Source organism: Chryseobacterium sp. 22458, from assembly GCF_052044975.1.
Classification (GTDB): Bacteria; Bacteroidota; Bacteroidia; order Flavobacteriales; family Weeksellaceae; genus Chryseobacterium.
Window position 1 is genome coordinate 407,200 of sequence record NZ_JBQEOA010000003.1, and the last position, 24,273, is coordinate 431,472.

Sequence of the window (24,273 nt, forward strand, 5' to 3'; positions counted from 1 at the left end):
TAAAAATACATAAATTTGCAAGATTATAAATAATAGAAAATATGAGTTGTGGATGTAAAACATCCGGCGATTCTGCACATTCTTGTGGTCCTAAAAAAACCGCAAATGGCTGTGAAAATGTAAATACCTGCGGGAATAGTTATAAATTAAGTGTTTTTGACTGGCTTTCTAACATCAACAATCCGGCACCAAACAGGTGTGATTTTGTAGAAGTTAGATTTAAAAATGACAGAAAATCGTTTTATAAGAATGTAAATAATATTCCTTTACATATAGGCAGTGTAGTTACAGTAGAATCTAGTCCGGGACACGATGTAGGCGTCGTAAGCCTTACAGGAGAATTAGTGAAGATTCAGATGAAAAAGAAAAAGTTTTCTGAAGAATCGGCCCTCAAAATATACAGGCAGGCCAACCAAAAAGACCTTGAGGTATGGCAGGAAGTAAGAAAAAAAGAAGACGGTGTAAAGCTTGAAGCGAGAAAAATCGCCGGAAGATTAGGTCTTGAGATGAAAGTCACTGATGTAGAATATCAGGGTGATTCTTCGAAGATCACATTTTATTATACTGCTGATACCCGGGTGGATTTCAGACAGTTGATCAAAGATTACGCCGGAGCTTTCCGTACCAAAATCGATATGAAACAGATCGGTTTCAGACAGGAAGCGGCCAAAGTAGGTGGAATCGGATCTTGCGGACGTGAACTTTGCTGTTCCACATGGCTTACAGACTTCAGATCCGTCAATACCAACGTAGCAAGATACCAGCAACTGAGTATCAACCCTCAAAAGCTGGCAGGACAGTGTGGTAAACTTAAATGCTGCCTTAACTATGAGCTAGACAGCTATTTGGATGCATTAAGCAATTTCCCCTCTTCTTCAACCACTCTGGAAACAGAAAAAGGGAAAGCATTCTGTATCAAAATTGATGTTTTCAAAAAGAAAATGTGGTTTGCCTACGTGGAAAATTCCATTGCATGGTATGATTTCGATATTGATCTTGTTAAAAAACTGATTTCAAAAAACAAAAGAGGCGAAAAAACACTTCCTTTAGAGGATCTGAAACAGCCGGACGCTCCTCTTCAGAGCATTGATCTGATCCAGGAAAATAATGTGGACCGTTTCGAAAAGAAAAACAGAAACAACAGAAACAGAAACAACAATCAGAATAAAGGCAACAATAATCAGCAGGGACAAGGGCAGAAAAGAAACAGACCCGAAAGACAGGAAAGACCTGAACGATCTGAAAAACCGGAAAACCAGAGCACCAATCCGCATTCCGGAAATCAGCCCAGACAACAGAAGCCACAGCAGCAAAAGCCTCCGGTGGAAAAAGTAAAAGCTGAAACCAGTTCTGATACAGAACAAAAACCACAAAATAACCCAAACAAGAAGAAGTTTAAAAAGAAATTTCCTCCCAAAAAAGATAAAAATGCGTAAAATTTTAGGATTATTTTCCCTTATCCTTTTCTTTAGCTGTAACTCTTCCTCAAACGAAGAGATCATCATGAATTCCGTTGATAACAAATGGAATAAGAAAAGTGAACAAAAATTTAATCTTGAGATTTCAGATCCGCAGAATCCTAAAAATATTATATTTGTCGTAAGAAACAACAACAATTATCCTTATAGCAATATAAGGTTTATTGTCAATTTCACCAATCTTCAGAACAAGAAAAAAGAGACTGACACGCTCAATTATGTATTGGCAAAACCAAATGGAGAATGGCTTGGTACAGGTTTTGGTGACACGAAAGAAACATTGTTTCAGTATAAATTAAATTACACATTCCCGGCAAAAGGAAAATATGAAATCGGGCTGATACAGGCCATGAGAAATGATGATCTTCCGGGAATTGAGGATGTTGGAGTAAAAATAGAAAGCGTAACCATAAATAATGGAAGAGAACAAGAAAAACACGGGAAATAAGGGAAAAACATTTCCACTGCCTCCCAAAAAGAAAAACACCTCCTGGAAAAAATGGGTTTCATTTATTTGGATTGGACTCATTGCGGTAGTTCTGGGAATTTCAGGACTTTTCTTTTCGGTTTCTCAAGGGTTCCTTGGGGAAATGCCGGATGTAAAAGAACTTGAAAACCCGAATATCTTCGTTGCTTCTGAGATCATTTCATCAGATGGAGTTGTTTTAGGTAAGTTTGAGAAAGAAAAAACACAGCCTATTGTTTATAAGGACCTTCCTCCTTATCTCATCTACGCCCTTCAGGCTAAAGAAGATGAACGTTTTAAAGAACATTCAGGAATTGACCTGTACTCTATCGCCAGAGCTGTAGCTTATGGTGGTGGCCGTGGTGGTGGTTCTACCATTACCCAGCAGCTGGCAAAGCTTCTTTTTACAGGAACAGCTTCTCAGAATAAAATTGAAAGAGCCTTCCAGAAACTAAAAGAATGGGTAGTGGCGGTAAGTCTTGAAAAAAGATATACCAAAGAAGAAATCATCACTCTTTATTTCAATAAATTCGATTTCCTTTTCAATGCCAATGGCGTGGAAATGGCTTCCAGGGTTTATTTTAACAAAAAAACTTCAGAGTTGACACTTCCTGAAGCAGCTACATTTGTAGCCATGCTTGAGAATCCGAGAAAAAATAACCCATACAGATATCCTGAGAAAGCAAAGGAAAGAAGAAATGTGGTACTGGATCAGATGCAGAAAACAGGATACATCAATGAGGAAACCTATCAAAAAGCGATCAATACTCCTATTGAAGTAGATTTCCATCCTATCAAAAGCATTACTGACGGATACTCTGCTTATTATAAATTCTATCTGAGAAAAGAGATCGATAAGTATCTTGAAGCTAACGAAAAAGAAACCGGTAAAAAACTGAATCTTTATAAGGACGGTTTAAAAATATATGTGACCCTTGATTCTAAAATGCAGAAGTATGCCGAAGAGTCAATCAAGGAACATTTAACGGATCTTCAGAAAAGATTTGATGCAGAACAGAGAGGAAGAAAAAACAGACCTTTCTACTATTTGAACGATAAGCAGATCAAGGATGTGATGGTTCAGGCCATGAAAAGAACCGGCCGCTATAAGCTGTTGAAAGCAGATGGAATGCCTGAAGATTCTATCATGATGGAATTCAAAAAGCCTATCAAAACTTCAAGATTTACATGGAGTGGTGAAGAAGAGGTTGAAATGTCTCCGTGGGATTCAATCAGATATCACAAACAAATTGCACAGGCAGGGCTTATGTCTATGGTTCCGGGAACCGGGGAAATTAAAGCCTGGGTAGGTGGTATTGACTGGCAGCACTTCCAGTATGACCACATCAAACAGGGTAAGAGACAGGTAGGATCTACCTTCAAACCGTTTGTATATGCAACTGCAATTATGAAGCTGGGGATGACGCCTTGTTCAACAGTTTCCAACGGAACTTACGATCACAAAGGATGGCATGTCCCTGGTAGAGGCGGAATGCTTACATTGAAAGACGCATTGGCACACTCTCAGAACCCGGTTGCTGCAAGACTTATTGAAATGACCGGAGTAGATGCGGTAATTCAGACAGCAAGAGATCTGGGTGTAACGGAAGATATTCCAAGAAACAATACCATAGCACTAGGTTCATCAGATATTACAATTTATGAAATGCTAGGTGCCTACAGTACTTTTGCCAACTACGGAAATCACAACAAACCGGAAATGATCTGGAGAATTGAAGATGCCAACGGTAGAGTAATCAAGGAAATCAACGTAGAGCCTAAAGAAGTAATGAATCCTATGTATGCCTACACCATGATAGAGCTTATGAAAGGTGTTGCGCAGTATGGTACGGCTTCAGGAGAATTAGGAAGAAGAGGAATATCAAAAGCCGTAGAAATTGCAGCCAAAACAGGTACTACTCAGAATAACTCTGACGGTTGGTTTATGGGAATTACTCCAAAACTGGCTACCGGAGCATGGGTTGGATGGGAAGACAGAGCTACCCACTTCTTTGGAACCGGGGAAGGTCAGGGAGCTAAAATGGCATTACCAATCTGGGCCATCTTCATGAAGAAAGTCTGGGCAGACAAAAGTTTAGGCATTACACCTGATGACAAATTTGTTAAACCTTCGGACTGGAAAGACGGATGTTCAAACCTTAAAGGCCTTGGCGGAGGATACGGAGATGACGGAAGCCTTCAGACCATTGACGAGATCAAAAATCCAAGACCTGTAGATCCAACTCCTAAAAAACCTACAGAAAAGAAAGAGGACAATATCAATGAAAACCTTCATTCTAATGATGAGGTAGATTTTAATAAATAAATTCTCTTTTAGAAATACACAAGACCTTTCAATAATTTGGAAGGTCTTTTCTTTTTTAATTAATACCTTTGAGGTATGAATATCGAACGAATCAGACAGCCTTTTCTAAAGAAATTTCCGGGTGACTTTTCTAATAATCCCATGCAGAGAAACACTCCGAAAGTTTTATTCTCCACCATTAAGCCTGCAGGTTTCGACAAACCTGAACTCATTGCTTTCAATGCAGAACTTTCAGAAGAAATAGGTCTTGGAGCATTTGAAGATAAAGATCTGGATTTTCTGGTTGGAAACAATCTTCCTGAAAATGTTCAGACCTACGCAACAGCCTATGCAGGGCATCAGTTTGGGAATTGGGCAGGCCAGCTGGGAGACGGAAGAGCGATCCTTGCAGGAGAGATTGTGAATGAAAATGGAAAAAAGACAGAGATCCAATGGAAAGGCTCCGGCGCTACTCCATATTCCAGGCATGCTGATGGAAGAGCCGTATTAAGGTCATCCGTCCGTGAGTATCTGATGAGTGAAGCGATGTTCCATCTCGGAGTTCCTACAACAAGGGCCCTGAGTTTAGCATTTACAGGAGAAGATGTAGTGCGTGATATCATGTACAACGGAAATCCTGAGCTTGAGAAAGGCGCAGTGATCATAAGAACAGCAGCCAGCTTTATTCGATTTGGGCATTTTGAACTGATGTCTGCACAACAGGAATATAAAACCCTGCAGGATCTTACAGATTTTACCATAGACCATTATTTCCCTGAAATCACATCTTCAGGGCAACAGAAATACAAAGATTTCTTTGAAAACATATGCACCCGGACTGCAGACCTTATGGTTGAATGGTTCAGAGTCGGATTTGTACATGGGGTTATGAATACGGATAATATGTCTATCCTGGGGCTTACCATTGATTACGGCCCTTATTCTATGATGGATGAATACGATTTGAATTTCACCCCGAATACTACCGATCTTCCCGGAAGAAGATATGCTTTTGGAAAACAGGGGCAAATCTCCCAATGGAATCTGTGGCAGCTTGCCAATGCACTTCATCCGATCATTAAAGATGAAAAGTTTCTGGAAGATACATTGAACCGCTATGGCACCTATTTCTGGGAAGCTCATGATGCCATGCTGTGCAGGAAATTCGGGTTTGACGAACTTCGAAAAGATGATGAGGATTTTTTTACTAACTGGCAGGGACTGATGCAGGAACTACAGCTTGACCACACCCTGTTTTTCAATCAGTTGGAAAAATTAAGCCCCAATACGGATCTTAAAGAATTATTCGGTGTCACGTCCTATACTTTGTTGAATGAAGAAAAACTGAACAAGCTGAAAAACTTTGTCGGAACTTATGAATCCCGGATCAATTCAAATACCATTTCAAAAGAAGAGTCTGTAGCGATGATGAAAAAGGCCAATCCAAAATTCATTCTCAGAAATTATTTGCTTTATGAATGTATTGAGGAAATCGGAAACGGAAAAACAGAAATGCTGGATAAATTAACAATTGCTTTGAAAAATCCTTACGAAGAACTCTTTCCTGAGTTTTCCGGCAAAAGACCTTCCGGTTACGATGATACTGCCGGATGTTCTACGTTATCCTGCAGCTCGTAAAAAACAATTCACAGATTTTACTGATTCATTATCAACGTATTAAAAATTTTCACTATATTTAGAAAAATCTTTAATATGAAAAAAATTATACTTTCCGTAAGTTTACTAATGGGAATGGCAGCGCATTCTCAAACAGTTTTGCTCGATGAGGGCTTTGAATCGTACACCAATTTTGCCATTAATAATATTGGCAGCTGGTCTACATTAGACCTGGACGGTCTGAGAACTTATACAGGAGGAGGCCCTGTAGTAGGCGGTACAACCTCTGCAGGCTGGACAGCAAACTGGGCAAATGCCGGACAGCCAATGGCCTTTCAGATTTTCAATCTTTCCGCAAGTAATGCAACCAACAATGCAGCACCTATTGCCACAGATGAAGAAGTCAGAAATTTTACCCCACACGGAGGACAAAAATGTGCAGTTTCATGGGCCGGAGTTCCTGCTAACGGAGTAACTGCCAATAATGACTGGCTAATAACCCCTTCATTAACTTTAGGAGCCAGCTCAAACACATTAACTTTTTGGGTAAAAGCATTGTCTCCTGATTTTGCAGAGAGCTATAAAGTAGGAATTTATACAGGAACCGGAAACCCTACCACAGCCGCCAGTTTTACCATTATTTCTTCCCCTGCCACATCTACTGCTCCCTTCGCAGCATGGCAAGAGGTCACCATTAACCTGGATGCCTACGCCGGACAAACTGTAAAAATAGGATTCCAATATATGTCTGCAGATAAATATATGTTTATGCTGGATGATGTAAAGGTGACTACATCAGGAAGCCTTGCAACCCATGAAGTTTCAAAAACGAAATCCGGTATATCTGTTTATCCTAATCCTACAAAAGGAGAAATCAATATCAAAACAGATAAAAAAATAAAAGCAACGTCTATTATTGATATGTCAGGAAAAACACTCAACACGGCAGATTCCGGAAAAGCAGATGTTTCATCTCTTCCGAAAGGAACTTATCTGATGAAGGTAGAATTTACTGACGGAACTTCTACGACTGAAAAAATAATCAAACAATAACACCGTTGATAGAATCTTCTCAAAAACCACCTGCTTTGGTGGTTTTTTGTTTTACTTTTGCAAAAAATATGACCCGTGTCTTTTATCAAAACAAAACTCATTAATTTTTTTAAATTAGTTTTTCCTTCATCCTATACCGAGCTGGCAGTTTTTCTTTTTTTCATTACCGGCTACGGAATCCTGGGGTCTTATATCGCCTGCCATTACAGAATTATCTTCGACAGCAGAATCCCATGGGATGCTTATTTCAGTTTTGACAATAAGTCTATCATCATGAGTGGCGGCAGCTTTGAAAGACATCCGCTATCCTATTATTTTTTTAACGGAATCAGGGAATTGGCGTTATTGATTTCAGGGGGGAAAATGGATATGACATTCAGACTTACATTAGCCTGGATGAGCAACATTGTCATCAGTCTGAATATTCTTCAGATCTTCAAATATTTAAAAAATATCATCAGGCTTCCGGTTGAATTCAGCTTTTTCATTGTATTGTTTTTCGCTTTGTTTTCAACCAATATCATTCTGTCATTTACTCCCGAAAACTTCACCTACACTTTATTTTTTCTCAGCCTGTATAATTATTATGCAGCCATCAAACTTAAGAAAGACGAGAAAATTCCCGCATCAGCATTAACGTTGGCAGGCATTACTATAGGCGGGCTTACGATAACCAATTTTGTAAAAGTTTTTATCCCCGTTCTTTTTGAAAAAAATCTCTTTAAAAACTGGAAAAAATTTGGAAATGCAGCCTTGAGGGTCATAATAGCCGTTATTTGCTATATACTTCTTTACCTGAACAGGATTGATTTTAAATACCAGGCGATTTTCTCCAAAACGAATCAGCAATATGAAAAATTCTCCAACGTAGAAACTATGCCTACATGGGATATGATCATGTCTTTCTTTTTCGGAGGCAGTATCCTTTTTCCAAGTTTTACCATTTCGGATAAGCATAACATGAAAGGTTTTCACTTTAAAGCCATTTATATGGAACTGTATTCTTCTACGTTTTCTTATATTTTTGTGGCAGTATTATTGCTTCTGGCAGGTTGGAGTTATTGTAAAAATTTCAGGAACAAATGGGTGCAGGTTATTATGATTTCATTTTTCATTGATATCATCATTCATTGCCTTATGAGATTCGGGCTTCATACTTCCTATATTTATGGCGGACACTTTGTTTTTGTGTATCCTCTGTTGATCGGATGGCTGTTTTACGCTTACAGATCATCCCCCAAAATATTATTTTTCTTAATGTTTACCGTGGGGGTATTATTCTTCTATCTTTTGTGTAATAACTTACTCAGAATGTCAGAATTCCTCTGGTTTACAGATAGGTATTATCAATAAAAAAAGCTGAGCAGTGCTCAACTTTTTTGTTTTTTATTTTAAGAAAATCAGTATTACTTGGCTTCTGCACAGAAAATTCTGTACTGTACGGCCACTGCAGATTTAAAGTATTCTCTGATTCTTGAAAGATCTGCCGCTGCACTCTGTTTTGTGAAATAACTTCCGGCAAGAATTTTATAATTCGGTCTTAAAGAAGCGTCTGTCTCTACTTTCAGATTAGGAAATCTTTTTCTGAAATAAGACTTTACTTCATTGGCCTCCTCATTACTTTTCACAGTTGTAATCTGGATTTTATATCCTAAAATTCTTGGATTTTTCTTACAAATTTCAGCATTGGTAAGTTCTCTGTTCGGAACATAGATTTTAGGAGGTTTCGTAGATATTCCTGTAGAAATACCACTATCGTTATTACCGGAATCTCTGGTAGAATTATTTGTGGCAACTTTAGAACATTTGCCTTCAATTCCTTCCAAAGCAGCATTAATTTTGGAATCCATCGTGATGACAAGCTCCGTTCCCGAAAGGGTATCTTTTCTAACAACCTGCTGTGCTTCAATACTATAAAAACCAAATAATGATAATATCGAAAATATTTTAATCAAATTTCTCATTTAAACTTGTTTCCGCAAATTTATACAAATTAAAAAACTATACCAAACAGGTTATTTAGAATCAATACAAATTAAACGTAAATGATATTTTCCCTTTTCGATATACCGTTAAATTCCTGTTAAAAATATTATTTTTGCGGAATTGATTGAATGTTCAATAATTTACTAACATAAGATAATTTAAATGATTAGTTGGAGAAAGCATTATAAAAAAACGTTGATCGCAATAGGCTTATTGCTATCAACCAGTGCTTCATTTTACGGGCAAGACGGCGATCCTAAAAACGGAGAGAAACTTTTCAAAGCGAATTGTACTGCATGTCACGCGCTGGACAAACAAGTTGTTGGGCCACCATTAAAGGGGGTTGTAGAACGAGTAAAGACAGAAGGTGGTGTAGACAGAGATTGGCTTCACAAGTGGATCAAAGACAACAAAGCTCTGAGAGCTTCGGGGGATAAATACGCCAATGAGATTTTTGAAAAGTACAACAAGACTGAAATGCAGGTCTTTCCTAATCTTACTGAGAAGGATATTGATGACATTTTAGCTTTTACAACTAATCCGCCAGAGCCGGAACCAAAAAAAGATGAAGCGAAAGCTACAGCAGGTGAAGGTACTTCTGCAGCTCCTGCAGACAAAACTACTACAAACATTGTCATCATTTCCCTTTTAGCAATCGCAGGTCTATTGGTTTGGATCCTTGTGAAACTAAGACAATTAGTTACGCTTGGCCAATCTGAAGAACTGGCAGGTCTTAACGAAACGAGAGTTCGTTCGTTCAAGGAAATGTATGAGAAGTTCCATTATGTAGGTAAAGCTTTATTGGCAATTCTTGCTATTTTAGCGGCTTACGGAGTATGGAACTGGTTAATGTGGATCGGGGTTTACAAAGGTTATAAGCCTGAGCAGCCTATCTACTTCTCTCACAAAATCCACGCCGGAGAACAAAAAATTGACTGTCAGTTATGTCACTCCAGTGCTAAATACGGAAAGGTATCTGAAATTCCTTCTATGAACGTTTGTATGAACTGTCACAGAACAATTTCTGAATACAACGCAGATCACTACATGGAACCAGGAAAAGATAAGGCATTCTATGACGGAGAAATCCAGAAGATCTACGCTGCAACAGGTTGGGATCCTGCAAAACAACAGTATACAGGAAAAACACAGCCGGTTGAATGGACAAGAATCCACAACATGCCAGACTTCGTTTACTTCAACCACTCTCAGCACGTAATTGCTGGTGAACAAGCGATCATCAATTCTTTCAACAAAAAGAATCCTAACAACAAAATTGATGTTGTATGTAAAGCTTGTCACGGTAAAATTGATACAATGAATGTTGTTCAGATGGCTAACGACTTTACTATGGGATGGTGTATCGAGTGCCACAGAACGACTGAGGTTGATATGAACAACGGTTATAATAAAGAGTACTTCAAGAATCTACATGACAAGTTGAAAAAACAATATCCACAAGATGGAGGTAAAATCACTGTAGATGCAATTGGAGGTCTTGAGTGTGGTAAATGTCATTATTAATAACTAAAAAATTAGAAGTATAAATGGCTTCAAACAAAATACAATTCAGAAGTATTCATGAACTTAAAGATCCGGCTTTGAATAATAAGCTGGCTCAGAAAGAGTTTCAGGAAGAAATTCCGGTAGAAGATTTCCTTGGAGATGCTGAGAAAAACGGATCTAGTACTTCAAGAAGAGATTTCCTTAAATTACTAGGGTTCTCTACAGCAGCAGTTACATTAGCTGCCTGCGAAGCTCCGGTAATCAAAACGATTCCTTATGTGGTAAAGCCGCATGATATTATTCCGGGAATCCCTAATTATTACGCTTCAACTTATTTTGACGGTTTCGACTTTGCTAGTGTTTTAGTAAAAACTAGAGAAGGTAGACCCATCAAGATTGAACCAAACCCGGCTGGTGGTGATTTAGGTAAAACTAACGCAAGAGCTCAGGCAAGTGTACTTTCTCTTTATGATAACGATAAAGTAAAACAGCCTAAACTGGACGGTAAAGATGAAACTTTCGATAAAGTAGACAGTTTCGTGATCAAAGGTTTGGAAGAAGCTAAAGCATCAGGCAAAAAGATTGTGGTTTTATCACACTCTTTTGCTTCACCAACTTTCAAAAAGTTATTCGCTGAATTCAAAGCTAAATATCCTACAGCTGAACTGGTAACTTTCGATGCATATCCGTATGCTGCAGGACTAGATGCTGCACAGGAAGTTTTCGGACAAAGAGCATTACCTGTTTACGACCTTAACGGTTCTGAACTGGTTGTTTCTTTCCAGGCTGATTTCTTAGGAGATTATAACGCTTCAAGCTTAGAGACTTCTTATGCTACGGCTAGAAAACCAGGTCCAAACATGTTGAGACACATTCAGGTGGAATCTAACATGTCTTTAACCGGTGCTAACGCAGACTCAAGATACAGATTAAAACCAAGTGCAGTAAACAAAACGTTAGTTGAAGTTTACAATGCAATCGTAGGTGGCGGTACTACTGATAAGACTGCAACTGAAATTGCTAACGAACTGAAAGCAAAAGGAAGCAAAGCTGTTGTTTTCGCTGACGGTTCTAAAGGAGCACAGGTTTTAGCACACTTAATCAACCAGAAATTAGGTTCGGTTGCTTTCACAGGTAAAGCTAACTTCCTTAAAGAATTCAACGGTGCAAGATATCAGGAATTCCTAGGATGGGTAAACGGTGGACAAGTTGGAGTATTAGTTACAAACAACGTAGATCCTATCTATGCTCATCCAAAAGGAGAAGACTTCAAAAAGTCTTTATCTAAAGTTCCTTATGTAATTGCTGTTGCTGATAAGAAAAATGAAATGTACAAAGCAGCTAAGGCTGTTATTCCAGTAGCAAACTGGCTAGAGTCTTGGGGAGATATCGAACCACAGACCGGAGTATATTCATTAATGCAGCCTACTATCCAGAAGATCTACAAATCAAGACAGATTGAAGAATCTCTATTGGTTTGGAAAAACGGTAAGAACAATGCTGCCAACAACTACTACGATTATTTAAAGGCAAGCTCTGCTTCTCTTTTAGGTGGTACTTCTTTCAACAAAGCATTATATAACGGTATCAATGCTTCCACTAACTCAACAACATTATCTTATGCAGGTGGAAACGCTGCTCAGGCTGTTGCTGAATTAGGAAACTTTAAAGCTTCAGAATTAGAATTAGTATTATACACTAAGACTTCAATGGGAGACGGTACTCAGGCAAACAACCCTTGGTTACAAGAGTTACCTGATCCTATCACAAGAATGTCTTGGGATAACTACCTGACAATTTCTCCAAAAGATGCAGAAAAATTCGGTATCGATAACGATCTTAACGCAAGAATGCAGCTGGATGGTTCTATCGTAAACCTTACTGTAAACGGAGTTACAATAAAAGATGTGCCTGTATTCGTACAGCCAGGACAAGCAGAAGGGTCAGTAGGTCTTGCGCTTGGTTATGGTAAGAAGAACTCAGGAGCAACTGCTGATACAGGGGTAAATGCTTATCCTTTATTCGATGGTTCTAACCTTGTTCTTTCCGGTGCTAAAATCGAGAAAACAGGAGAAGATCACGAATTCGCAGGGATCCAGCTTCAGAATACATTAATGGGTCGTTACGAAATCGCTAAGGAAGTTCCTTTAGCTGAATTCATCAACGTGCCATTCGATGATGAGCACAAAGGATGGAACAAACCTTTGGAATACCACACCATCAGTGGAGCTCTTCCAGCAAGAAAAATTGACCTTTGGGATGCATTTGATGATACTGACGGTCCTCACTTCAACTTATCTATTGACCTGAACTCTTGTACAGGATGTGGAGCATGTATTATTGCTTGTCAAGCTGAAAACAACGTTCCTGTAGTAGGTAAAGAAGAAGTAAGAATGTCCAGAGATATGTATTGGTTAAGAATTGACCGTTACTATTCTTCAAGACAAACTGTAGAAGTATATGAAGGATTAAAAGATGGATTGGCTGTACCAGAATTATACGGTACTGCATTCAACAAAGAGGGAGGTGCATTGAACCACCCTGCTGATAATCCGGATGTAATCTTCCAGCCAGTAATGTGTCAGCACTGTAACCACGCTCCATGTGAAACTGTATGTCCGGTAGCGGCTACTTCACACGGTAAGCAAGGTCAAAACCATATGGCTTACAACAGATGTATCGGTACCAGATATTGTGCAAACAACTGTCCGTACAAAGTAAGACGTTTCAACTGGTTTACTTATAACCTAAACGACAAGTTCGACTTCAACATGAACAACGATTTAGGAAGAATGGTACTTAACCCAGACGTAGTTGTAAGAACTAGAGGGGTAATGGAGAAATGTTCAATGTGTATCCAAATGACTCAGAATACTATTCTTGAGGCTAAGAAAGAAGGAAGAAGAGTGAAGGATGGAGAATTCCAGACTGCTTGTTCTAAAGCTTGTTCTACTGGTGCAATGACATTTGGAGACATGAATGATAAAGATTCTTCAATTAGAAAGGTATACGCCTCTAACAGAAGATATTATTTACTAGAGGAGATCGGAACAAAACCAAACGTGTTCTATCACACTAAAGTAAGAAACAGAGTAGAAAAATAAAGTTTAAATAATAAATAGGTAAAAAATGTCAGGACATTACGAAGCTCCGATAAGGGAACCTCTAATTATTGGTCACAAAACTTATCACGATATCACAGAAGATATTGCACGACCTATCGAAGAAAGAGCAGGTAAATTATGGTGGATCTCATTATATGCTGCCTTAGTTCTATTCATCTATGGATTCGGATGTATCGCTTATACTATCGGAACAGGTATTGGAGCATGGGGGCTTAACAGAACTATTAACTGGGGTTGGGATATTACCAACTTCGTATGGTGGGTAGGTATCGGTCACGCCGGAACCCTAATCTCAGCGGTATTATTATTATTTAGACAGAGATGGAGAATGTCTGTAAACAGATCTGCAGAGGCGATGACGATCTTTGCGGTTGTACAGGCGGCAATCTTCCCTGTAATTCACATGGGTAGAGTTTGGGTTGGATACTGGGTATTCCCTTTACCAAACCAATTCGGTTCTCTTTGGGGGAACTTCAACTCTCCTCTACTTTGGGACGTATTCGCAATCTCTACGTATTTCTCAGTATCAACTGTATTCTGGTTCATGGGACTAATCCCTGACTTTGCAATGATCAGAGATAGAGCTAAGACTCCTTGGACTAAGAAGATTTATACTTTCCTTGCATTCGGTTGGGGTGGTAAAGCAAAACACTGGCAAAGATTCGAAGAACTTTCTTTGGTTCTTGCAGGTTTGGCAACTCCACTTGTATTCTCAGTACACACTACCGTATCATTTGACTTCGCAACTTCAGTAATTAAAGGATGGCACTCAACAATCTATCCTCCTTACTTCGTTGCCGGTGCGATCTTCTCTGGATTTGCAATGGTACAGACCCTATTGTTGGTAGCTAGAAAAGTATGTCACTTAGAAGAATATATTACAATGTATCATATCGAAATTATGAACATCGTAATTATCCTTACCGGTGGTATGGTAACTGTAGCTTATGCTACTGAGTATTTCATCGGATGGTATTCAGGTTCAAGATTTGAAGACTTTACATACCTTTCTCCAGGTGCGGCTGTAGGTCCTTACTGGTGGGCATTCTGGTCATTGATCATCTGTAACCTTGTGGTTCCTGCTTCTTTCTGGTTCAAGAGACTAAGAACGAATATTATCTGGACATTCATTGTTGCATTGATCATCAACATCGGTATGTGGTTTGAGCGTTTTGATATCATCGTTATCAACCTTTCAAGAGACTACTTACCAGGATCATGGACAATGTTTAAGCCAACGATCATTGATGTGGGTGTATACTTAGGAACAATCGGATTCTTCTCTGTATTATTCTTATTATATGCAAGAACATTCCCTGTAATTGCACAGGCTGAATTAAAATCGATTTTGAAAATCTCAGGTGAAACTTATAAAGCAAAAGAAGGAGATGAGCACCACTAAAATTGTATACGGACTTTATGCTGACGACGACGATTTGATGAACGGCGTTAAGGCATTCAACGATAAAGGAATCGCAATCAACGAAGTTTATACTCCGTTTCCGGTTCACGGGCTAGACAAAGCTTTAGGGTTAAAGAAAACCAGAATTTCTGATGCTGCATTCTTATATGCTCTTTATGGAGTTACTATCGGTGCTACTTTAACCTGGTATGTAATGAACCATGACTGGCCTCAGAATATCGGTGGTAAACCAGCTTTTGACTGGGGACACAACATGCCGGCATTCGTAGTTCCAATGTTTGAATTAATGGTATTCTGTGCAGCTCACATGATGTCTTTAACGTTCTTAGTTAGAAACAAAATGTATCCGGGAGCTCCTGCTCAGAATCCTGATCCGAGAACTACTGATGACAAATTCATGATGGAATTCGTAACTGAAGATGTAGAATCTGTAAAACAGTTGCTTATTGAAACTGGAGTTGAAGAAATAACTGTTAAAGACGCTTAAAATGAAAAAGAATGTATTAAAAATTACAGCAGTTTTAGGTTTAACAACAGTTTTACTTAACTCTTGCGGACCAAAGGAGAACACTCCGTTGGTATATTTCCCGGATATGTATTTTCCGGTAGCTTACGATCCATTGATGAAAGCTCAGGACGCTTATTCAGATCATGAAAATGAAATCCCTGCTTTTGTTAAAAATAATGGTGCAACAGGTCTTTCTCCAGTAGAAGGATCAGTAGCTCAGAATAAAGATGGAGTTTTTGAAGAAGGCTTACTTCCTAAGAATGTTGACGAGTACAACGCTGGGTATGAAGCATCTAAAAAACTGACAGCTTCTCCTTTGAATCCAGCTAATGCAGCTAAGGATCTTGAAAGAGGAAAAGTATTGTTTGATCACACTTGTGCTGCATGTCACGGAACAGGAGGTGATGGACAAGGACCTATTGTACAAAGTGGAGCATTCTCTGGTGTACCTAACTATGCAGATAGAGAGCTTACTGTAGGATCTGTTCATTATGTATTAACTAACGGTAGAAATGCGATGGGGTCTTATGCGGGACAATTGAACGCAGGAGACAGATGGAGAGTGGCTATGTATGTGATGAGTGCTTTCAAAAAAGGAGCAGCAGCACCGGCAGCAGCTACAGCGGCGGCACCAGCAACTGAAACGACTACCGAAACTAAAAAATAAGAAAAGAAATGTATAGTTTTTCACCAAAATTAAAATCAACTTCTATAATACTTCTTGTTGTAGGTTTAGTTCTTTTCGGTATTGGTTTCTTTATGAACAAAGGAATTTCTACTGAGCAAATAGAACACATGATGGAAGCTGTTCATGCTTCTGGTCATACTGCTCCTACACACTCAAGTGAAATGGTTGGACCTCAGGATCACGCAGCTCACCTTGAGCATGCTACATTGCAGGTACACAACCAGCCTTTAGCAGCAATACATTTTGTAGCTGTATTTTTCTTTGGAGTAAGCTGCTGCGTATTATTCTTCTATTCTATTCAGCACGCTGCACATGCAGGATGGCCAATCATCATTACAAGAGTAATGGAAGCTATTGCTTCTTACATTCCTTACGGTGGGGCAATTCTTGTAATCCTTATGATCTTAAACATCACTCATAATGGTCATTTATTCCACTGGATGGACCCTGAATTGACAAACCCGGATTCTCCGCATTTTGATGTGATCTTATTCGAAAAGAAGAAATTCTTAAATATTCCTTTCTATGCCGTAAGAACTTTGATCTATGTGATCGGTGCTTCTTTCTTCGCCTGGAAATTAAAAGCTCAGTCTAAAAAAGTAGATGAAACCAAATCTAAAGTTGAGTATCAGATGCTTTACAGATGGTCTGTAGGATATATTGCATTCTTCGGATTTGCTTCTGCAGCATGGGCTTGGGACTGGTTGATGTCTATTGACCCTCACTGGTATTCTACAATGTATATCTGGTATTCAATGGTTAGCTGCCTTTCAAGTGGTATTGCTGTAATCATCCTATTAAGTGTTTATCTTAAGAAAAATGGTTTCTTACCACAGTTCAATGACAACCACTTACACGATTTAGGAGTATTCCTTTTCGCTACAAGTATGCTTTGGACGTATACATGGTTCGCTCAGTTCATGCTTTACTGGTATGCAAACGTTCCGGAAGAGGTTAACTACTTCTTCGGAAGATTCCAGCACTACTCTCCTACTTTCTTACCGATGCTGATCATCAACTTCTTATTACCACTATTGGTATTAGTAAGCAGCAGCATCAAGAGAAACTACAAAGTAGTAACTACAATGGCTGTAGTAGTGATCTTAGGACACATCCTAGACTACTTCAACATGGTAATGCCGGGAACGGTAGGACCATACTGGAACACTCCTGAAGTATTCTTATTAATCCTTGGAGCGATCCTATTCGTAGCTGGATTATTTATGTTTACTGTACTTTCAGCTCTATCTAAACTGAAGCTGATTCCTACAGGAAACCCATTCTTACACGAATCTGAAATTTATGAGTATCCTTTCTAAGGACTTATAACAGAAATACACAAAAAGACCGGTCATTATGATTGGTCTTTTTTTTATCTATTTTAAAAGATTAGATCTGGAAGTTACTATAGTTATCATTTCAGACCCTAAACTTCAAACCGCCATCCACCAGAAATCGGATCCTATTTGGGCATAAAAAACCGGAGAAAGTCAACTTTTCCCCGGATATTCTTATCACTGAACTAAACGTGTACTAGCGAACAAATTTTACACTACGATGCTCAGCCTGTAAATATACCAGTTCTTGATTCCTGATACTTTCATTTAAATGTTTAATCATACTTTCCGGAGTAAGATAATCCTGGAAGTATTTTAACACATTTTCCCGCATGCGGCTGATTTCAGATTCGGGGGTTTCAAAAATGTTTTCTAAAATAGAATCCAGATGTTCAAGATCATTAAAAATAATGGCATTCACTTGGTCTGTAAGGTTAGGGTACATCACTTCGGCATATTCCTTTTGAATGACAGGAATAGTTCCCACAGACATGGCTTCAATTACATTATGACATAAAGGCATTACCACTCCGGGGCAGCAAAAATAAAAGTTGAAATGAGATAAGGTTTCCCTCACTTCCTTCATGGGAAGTTCAAAATGTTCTTTAATGGCAAATGCATATTTTCGGGTAAGGCTTCTATCTCCTATTCTCTCCAACATTTCAGACATACCGGAAAATGCCAGGAAGCCGGATTTTTCTTTAAAGTAGCTGAGTAATTCTGTCCTTGGTACAACAGAAAATTCCGTTCTTTTGATCTCAAGATAAGCCTGGGAGTCAAAATTACCGTAACAGAAGATCGCATTGATGCGTTCTTTTCTAATATCTACTTTTTGGTTCCACAAACCGTAATGATACATTAAAGGATGAAAGCTCATCGGAACATGAAAAGAACCGCCAGTATTATTTTCCTTTTCAAAATAGGCGGAAAAATAATCCGGGCTGAACATCTCATCCTTTATTTCAATATAATTTTCAGGCTTATATTTTTTGTTAACGATAAGGAAATTGTCTTCCCTTACAATCATGCTGAGATACTTTTCTTTATTACGGATATTTCTGAACGTAGCAAAATCCATCTGGTAATAAACATTGTATCCTGAAAGTTTGTAAAATTTAAGAAGCAGATAAAAAAAACGATGGTAAATAGTATGGTGTTTTATACTTACCAGTACTGCTTTTGAGGTATCTTCAGGTTTATTTTGTTTAATTTTCTCAAAAGCGAGGGCATCTTTAATGAGACGATTTACCTGATCAAATCTTTTCTTAATCATAGTGTCTGTTTGAAACAAAAATAATATTTTAGAATTGAATGAAGCCTACCATCACATTTTTTTAATAATGGATGTTTCATATTTCACCTTCTCGTTTTCAGGGATGTCCACGTTTTGCTCTTTCGTCGCTTCGTTAACCAATCTTCCTGCAACAGGTATTTTTTCCTGGGCGTTTTGCAAATACCACATATATTCCAGGTCAATATGTCCTATATCCAGGGTCCATATATTTTCTTTAGCAAGATCAAATGCCATAACCGTAGCTGTAGGACCTAACGCAAGAAGTACAAGTTTGTTTCTTCCATGAGCTCTGACTTCGGAAATAATTTCATGATACATAGAAAAAGCATCTTTCGCCGGACATAGTATTCTCTGCAAAGATTTCACGTTATTAAAAAGGTCATTTCCAACCCCCAGACGTGAATATTCTCCTTCTACAATCAAAACATCCTGATTTTCCCAAACTTTTTTTATTTTCTCCAGTACATTGGGAATATGATTTTTCGTCTCATAATCCAGATAAAAACGGGTGATAAAGGCGTTAGAATATTTTTTCCCGGGATTTAAATAATGCGAGATCTGAACACCGATTGTATTGATGAAATTCAGCCACCAAAACTTCACCCTCCAGTTCAGATTATTTCTAAAGGAAAACGTTTCCGGAATAGCAACAAGGTGGTTAGCTAAATTGGAAGTCAAAACTTCCCGGAGTCTTTCCGTCATCTCAGTACTGCCATTCTGAAAACCAATACCTGAAGCATCCAACACCAAACGGAATTCACCATCTCCGAATCTGCTGATATTTTTTTTATGAATTCTGATTTCATCTATCGTTTCTTCCAATGTGGCTACTTTATAGAAAGGAAAATTCTTCCTCAATTTTCTTGTATTGAAAAAAAAACGGTAGTAATGGTATCTCTTCTTTAAACTATTCATGAGAATCTAAAAAATTAAGAAAAACAAGGCTTATATACCTTCTGTAAATACTATAAACAGATAAAAATACAATATTTTTCCGAGCCAATGATAAAAAGGTAAAACACTTACAGTGATTGATGTCCATTGCTGCTTGCCATGGGGAAAGATGCGCCCTTTATCTATTAGGGTAAGAGTAAGGGATCCGGAATTTTATCAGTAGCTGTAACAAAATAAAATGATAAAAGACTGATTGTTAAAGAATCAGCCTTTTGTACAATGACAGCATCCTCTTGTTCAGGCAACTATTTTCAGCTTTTCCCGTCTTTACAATAAAGTCTGATTTTAATATTAACCCAAAAAACAAAATACTGCTATGAAAAGAATTTATCTGCTGTATATCATTTTCAGTCTGATGTCCGTTTTCACAAATGCCCAAACCATAACTTTTGTTTCCGAGACAACCAGCAAACCACTTCCCAAAGTATCAGTATTTGGCAAAGACGGAAGTATACTTGCTTTTTCTGATATTGATGGAAAAATAGACAAACAGTTATTGCCTCAATCACAGGAAAGATTTCAGATCGTTTATAATAATTTTCCGGTAGCCAACCTTTCTTATGCAGATCTGGATAAGGACATCATCAGGATCAATGACAAATACAAAGAAATAGAAACCGTTGTCATCAAAAACACCAAACCTGCCAAATATATTATTCTAAAGGGAAATTTTAATGCCTATGTAACGATGAACAACAGGCTGAACAGCTATACGGACGGGATCATCACCTATGTTTTTGATAATAAAACCAAAAAATTGAAAAGTACCAATATCCAGCAATATAGAATTTTCTATCTGGCAGATGCCGGAAATCAAAAAAAGAAAGTATCCTCATGGGATACCAGCAGCTCATTGCACCTTCCCAGTCTTAAATATGTAGGCAACCCTGAAGAATATAAAACGAAAAGAAATGTCATCAGAGAATTAAAAGGAGATCAGAAAGACCAGATTGAAGTAACAGATGCTGTTCTCCAGCAAAAGGAACTGGCATTGTTTGGCTTCAGGCTTTTCGATCTTAAATCTGTTCTCAATATGTCGTTCGAAAAAAATTCGGATAAAAGCTTAAAAAACTTTCTAGAATTCAACGAGGTGATGTTTGTCAAGCTTAAGCATAAAAGCGAGCCTGACTACAACCAGATCATTTCATATAATAATTTTTATCCTTCAGAACTAAGCTTCAGTGATGAAAAAGAGATTGAAAAAGTAAAATTCGACAGGGAATACAGCAACTACCAGACCCAGTTCTGGAAAGATCCTTCGTTTCCGAATATGCAGACCATTTTCAGCAGCTTTTTCAAGGATGATCTGAAGGAAAAACAAATCAAAAAATAAAATCCACTATTAATAAAGGTTTTATTAAATTTGCAACAAACCAAATAAAAATGAAAAAGTTTTCTTTTCTACTTGTTTTCAGTTTGTTGCTTTTTACAGCATGCAAGAAAGATCATGTAGATGCTACGAATACTAAAACGCTGCAGTCAAGTATCAATGATATGACCTCCAGCTTACCTACCATTAAGCAGATTAAGTTTAATGAGGCTCTTTATATCCTTAAAACATTTGGTGTGGAGGCCGATGGCGACGTGAATGAGCTAAAAGCTTTAGGACAACTGATCAACGGAAAAAAAGTTCCTGAGATCATGACCCTTGCTGACCAGGTTGCCCAAAAAAACGGAATAGAATGGGCAAGTACCGATCCCCCATCATTGGGAGAAATGAATATTTTCGGGGATGATAAAGCCAAGGAAAGCGATCCAAATGATGTAAAAGCAGGATCACTAACTATTGTAACAACACCAACAGGTGATGACGGTACGGGAGCGCCTACCGCCATTCAGATTGTTCCAAGACTTGTAGATGCAGCAGGAAAACCGGTATCTTTTACAGGAGCTGGTCTGGAAGCTACATTAGAAGTTTTCAGTAATGGAGTAAGACTTTCTACGGCCAAAAACCTGATGCAGGATAACAACTTTAAAGGGTTTAATTTAAAATTCTCATCAATTCCGGCGGCAAAAGTAGTGGATAATAAGATCGATATTACAGTTTCTGTAAAAACGACTGCCAAAACATTCAAAATGTCTAAAGTGGGGCTTGATGTCAATGCTTCAGCACTGAAAGTTCCTGTAGTACCTAAAACAGATACAACAGCAGTACCGGAACAGCCAAGTGCAGTGATAGATCCGAACAATCCGGCGGCTACAACTCCTTCCACCGCTACTGATCCGGCAACAGCTACACCTGCAGCTCCTGCAGCTCCAAAACAACCGACAGCAGATCCTAAGAATACAGTAAGTAAGTTTTTAAACAGCGTAAGCTCCCAGAATTTAAAAGCAGCCTACGAAACATCCAACAACCCAAGCTGGGGAAGCTACGAGTCTTTCTCTAATCCCAACTCAGGTTTTGGAGCAATTAAAAATGTAAGTGTGAAAAACATCAGTACCAGCGCAGCTAATGCCAATGGTGCAAGTGTAAACGCTACATACGATGTGACTGATAAGAGCGGTAAAACAACTTCTCTGAAAGTAACATTCGGACTTAAAAATGTAAACGGAGACTGGAAAATTTCCAGCTATAAAATCAACCCATAAATGGCTTCAGCAGAACTGATCAAAAAACTAGAAGATACAATTGAGAATATCCCTGATTTTCCGATTCCGGGAATACAGTTCAAGGATATTTCACCCATTTTTTTAGACCCGAAGCTTTACGAAGAAGTCATTGCAGATCTTGCGGCCTTCAGTAAAGGAAAAGTAGATGCAGTCTGCGGAATAGAAAGCCGTGGCTATCTGTTCGGAATTGCGATTGCCGTTGCTTTGGAAGTTCCTTTCATTCTGATCAGAAAAGCAGGAAAACTCCCTCCACCTATCATTTCGGAAAGCTATGATCTGGAATACGGAAGCGCCATTATCGAAACCCGTGAAGGGCAAATAAAGACCGGGCAAAGAATTCTGATCCACGATGATCTTTTAGCTACCGGCGGAACAACAGAAGCAGCTGCCAAACTGGTAGAAAAACAGGGAGCAACCGTTTCCCAGTTCAGTTTCCTGATTGGTTTAAAAGGGTTGAATGGTGACGAAAAACTTAAAAAGTTCGGTGCAGAGGTCTACCACATTTTAGAATATTAATCTCAGCAAATAAAAAATTAATGCTTCGTAAACTATGTTTTCGAGGCATTTTTCTTATTAACAGTTGATAATTGATAACATTTACAGAATAATGCTTTAAAAGTATTTTGTAAATCTCTCAGAAACAATTAAATTTGCAATTCAATTTTTAAAAACTTATGGCAAAATTGGGAAAGAGTGCTCAGAATGAGCAAGAAGGTAAAGAAACGGTTGAGTTCTTTAAAGACCTTGACAGAGAAGCTTTAAACACTGAAAGATTTGTTGAAAAATATTCAAAACCATTAGGAATTGTATTTGGAGCTTTAATTTTAGGAGTTTTAGGATTCTTTGCTTACAAGCAATTTGTAGTGGCTCCTAAGAACACTGAAGCTGTGAAAAGTTTCCTTGCTGCTCAAAAAAACCTTACAGAAGGTAAAGATAAAGATGCTTTAGGTGGGAAATCTGCAGCTAACCCTGGTTTCCTGGGAACAGCTAATGAATATTCTTCTACTGAAATCGGTAAGCTTTCTTCTTACAATGCCGGTTTATTGAAATTCAAAGAAGGAAAGTTTCAGGAAGCTTATGATTTATTGGATAAATTCTCTTCCAAGAACAAAACCTTAATGGCAATGAAATTCGGAGCTATGGCAGATGCCAAATCAGGTCTTAACAAGAATGATGAAGCTTTATCTTTGCTTGACCAGGCTGCATCAGCTTCAGACGATCCTTATACAACCTACTATTTCACAAGAAAAGCAGGAATTGTAGCATTAGGGTTGAAGAAAAATGCAGAGGCTAAAAAATATTTCTCTGCAATTGACGAGAAATATCAGGACTACGACAACGGAATGTCTGATTCTTATATTGAAATGACTAAATATTACTAAAAAATGGCAACAGTTAATCTTTCCGATTACAAGCCACTTCATATAACCAATGCCGAAGATTTTTCTATCGGCATTGTTTTTTCTGAGTGGAATGATTTTGTAACGTACAATCTTCGTGATGCAGCTTTGGAAATTCTTGAAAAAGAAGGGGTAAAAGCTGAAAACATCAAACTTTTCCCTGTTCCCGGAGCTTTTGAATTAAGCTATGCAAGCATGCAGCTTTGCAAAGAGAGAAAATATGATGCTGTCATCTCTATCGGATGTGTCATCCGTGGTGAAACTCCCCATTTTGATTACGTATGCTCAGCCGTAGCACAGGGAATCAAAGACTGCAACATCATGACAGATACGCCTACCATCTTCTGTGTATTGACAGATGATACCAAAGAGCAATCTATCGCAAGAAGCGGTGGAGATCTGGGAAATAAAGGGGTAGAAGCAGCCGTTACCGCTTTAAGGATGATTGATTTCAAAAAGAAATTATCTGATAAAAAAGGAAATATCGGTTTTGGTCATTCTTAATTTTGATCAACTTTAACAT

20 protein-coding genes are annotated in these 24,273 nt (G+C 38.3%); 17 read left to right on the top strand and 3 right to left on the bottom strand.

What is annotated here, in order from left to right:
• Window positions 1-41: 41 nt before the first annotated feature.
• The 6 genes from ACTJJF_RS12730 (at window position 42) to ACTJJF_RS12755 (ending at window position 8,272) form a co-directional block, all read left to right on the top strand.
• Window positions 42-1,436 (top strand): PSP1 domain-containing protein, encoded by a 1,395-nt coding sequence (locus ACTJJF_RS12730; RefSeq protein WP_440699888.1) that lies wholly within the window; start codon window positions 42-44, stop codon window positions 1,434-1,436.
• The gene (locus ACTJJF_RS12735) at window positions 1,429-1,926 is read left to right on the top strand and encodes a gliding motility lipoprotein GldH (protein ID WP_312297219.1); all 498 of its coding nucleotides are present in this window, start codon (window positions 1,429-1,431) and stop codon (window positions 1,924-1,926) included. The genes ACTJJF_RS12730 and ACTJJF_RS12735 overlap by 8 nt, the downstream gene beginning before the upstream one ends.
• Complete coding sequence (locus ACTJJF_RS12740; RefSeq protein ID WP_312297220.1) at window positions 1,895-4,270, top strand: transglycosylase domain-containing protein; 2,376 nt, start codon at window positions 1,895-1,897, stop codon at window positions 4,268-4,270. Before ACTJJF_RS12735 ends, ACTJJF_RS12740 begins: the two co-directional genes overlap by 32 nt.
• 75 nt (window positions 4,271-4,345) lie before the next feature.
• Complete coding sequence (locus ACTJJF_RS12745; RefSeq protein WP_440699889.1) at window positions 4,346-5,887, top strand: protein adenylyltransferase SelO; 1,542 nt, start codon at window positions 4,346-4,348, stop codon at window positions 5,885-5,887.
• A gap of 75 nt (window positions 5,888-5,962) precedes the next feature.
• Window positions 5,963-6,919 carry a T9SS-dependent choice-of-anchor J family protein gene (locus ACTJJF_RS12750; RefSeq protein WP_312297224.1) on the top strand — a complete coding sequence of 319 codons (957 nt, stop codon included), beginning with the start codon at window positions 5,963-5,965 and terminating at the stop codon, window positions 6,917-6,919.
• A 75-nt stretch (window positions 6,920-6,994) separates the two neighbouring features.
• Entirely contained in the window at window positions 6,995-8,272 is a 1,278-nt protein-coding gene (locus tag ACTJJF_RS12755) for a DUF6080 domain-containing protein (RefSeq protein WP_440699890.1), read from the top strand.
• 53 nt (window positions 8,273-8,325) lie between these two features.
• Here ACTJJF_RS12755 and ACTJJF_RS12760 read toward each other — a convergent pair whose 3' ends face one another.
• Window positions 8,326-8,883: an SPOR domain-containing protein gene (locus ACTJJF_RS12760; RefSeq protein ID WP_312297226.1), complete on the bottom strand. Its 558-nt coding sequence runs from the start codon at window positions 8,881-8,883 to the stop codon at window positions 8,326-8,328.
• A gap of 184 nt (window positions 8,884-9,067) precedes the next feature.
• On the opposite strand from ACTJJF_RS12760, the gene ACTJJF_RS12765 reads away from it, so the two are divergent.
• The 6 genes from ACTJJF_RS12765 to ACTJJF_RS12790 are packed head-to-tail and all read left to right on the top strand — an operon-like array spanning window position 9,068 to window position 17,474.
• Entirely contained in the window at window positions 9,068-10,429 is a 1,362-nt protein-coding gene (locus ACTJJF_RS12765; RefSeq protein WP_440699891.1) for a c-type cytochrome, read from the top strand.
• Between the two features lie 23 nt (window positions 10,430-10,452).
• Entirely contained in the window at window positions 10,453-13,515 is a 3,063-nt protein-coding gene (locus ACTJJF_RS12770) for a TAT-variant-translocated molybdopterin oxidoreductase (RefSeq protein WP_440699892.1), read from the top strand.
• Window positions 13,516-13,540: 25 nt separating this feature from the next.
• Window positions 13,541-14,938, top strand: coding sequence for an NrfD/PsrC family molybdoenzyme membrane anchor subunit (gene nrfD / locus ACTJJF_RS12775; protein ID WP_050021927.1), 1,398 nt, complete (start codon window positions 13,541-13,543; stop codon window positions 14,936-14,938).
• Window positions 14,925-15,446, top strand: coding sequence for a DUF3341 domain-containing protein (locus tag ACTJJF_RS12780; RefSeq protein WP_034691794.1), 522 nt, complete (start codon window positions 14,925-14,927; stop codon window positions 15,444-15,446). The genes nrfD and ACTJJF_RS12780 overlap by 14 nt, the downstream gene beginning before the upstream one ends.
• Window position 15,447: 1 nt before the next feature.
• Window positions 15,448-16,134 carry a c-type cytochrome gene (locus ACTJJF_RS12785; protein WP_065400065.1) on the top strand — a complete coding sequence of 229 codons (687 nt, stop codon included), beginning with the start codon at window positions 15,448-15,450 and terminating at the stop codon, window positions 16,132-16,134.
• 8 nt (window positions 16,135-16,142) lie between these two features.
• Entirely contained in the window at window positions 16,143-17,474 is a 1,332-nt protein-coding gene (locus ACTJJF_RS12790; protein WP_065400064.1) for a quinol:cytochrome C oxidoreductase, read from the top strand.
• A 214-nt stretch (window positions 17,475-17,688) separates the two neighbouring features.
• Here the strand turns inward: ACTJJF_RS12790 and ACTJJF_RS12795 are convergent, their stop codons facing one another.
• Together ACTJJF_RS12795 and ACTJJF_RS12800 are read right to left on the bottom strand one after the other, a co-directional pair.
• A complete protein-coding gene (locus ACTJJF_RS12795; protein WP_440699893.1) occupies window positions 17,689-18,765 on the bottom strand; it encodes a glycosyltransferase in 1,077 nt (358 codons plus the stop codon).
• 51 nt (window positions 18,766-18,816) lie between these two features.
• Entirely contained in the window at window positions 18,817-19,644 is an 828-nt protein-coding gene (locus ACTJJF_RS12800) for a GT-D fold domain-containing glycosyltransferase (protein ID WP_440699894.1), read from the bottom strand.
• A 412-nt stretch (window positions 19,645-20,056) separates the two neighbouring features.
• On the opposite strand from ACTJJF_RS12800, the gene ACTJJF_RS12805 reads away from it, so the two are divergent.
• From ACTJJF_RS12805 to ribH, 5 genes are all read left to right on the top strand, one after another.
• Window positions 20,057-21,073 (top strand): hypothetical protein, encoded by a 1,017-nt coding sequence (locus ACTJJF_RS12805; RefSeq protein WP_440699895.1) that lies wholly within the window; start codon window positions 20,057-20,059, stop codon window positions 21,071-21,073.
• A 50-nt stretch (window positions 21,074-21,123) separates the two neighbouring features.
• Window positions 21,124-22,329, top strand: a complete 1,206-nt coding sequence (locus tag ACTJJF_RS12810) for a hypothetical protein (protein ID WP_440699896.1) — start codon at window positions 21,124-21,126, stop codon at window positions 22,327-22,329.
• Window positions 22,330-22,866, top strand: coding sequence for an adenine phosphoribosyltransferase (locus ACTJJF_RS12815; RefSeq protein WP_440699897.1), 537 nt, complete (start codon window positions 22,330-22,332; stop codon window positions 22,864-22,866).
• A gap of 158 nt (window positions 22,867-23,024) precedes the next feature.
• Window positions 23,025-23,732 (top strand): hypothetical protein, encoded by a 708-nt coding sequence (locus ACTJJF_RS12820; RefSeq protein ID WP_065400060.1) that lies wholly within the window; start codon window positions 23,025-23,027, stop codon window positions 23,730-23,732.
• Window positions 23,733-23,735: 3 nt separating this feature from the next.
• Window positions 23,736-24,254 carry a 6,7-dimethyl-8-ribityllumazine synthase gene (gene ribH / locus ACTJJF_RS12825; protein WP_123909400.1) on the top strand — a complete coding sequence of 173 codons (519 nt, stop codon included), beginning with the start codon at window positions 23,736-23,738 and terminating at the stop codon, window positions 24,252-24,254.
• The last annotated feature ends 19 nt before the right edge of the window (window positions 24,255-24,273 follow it).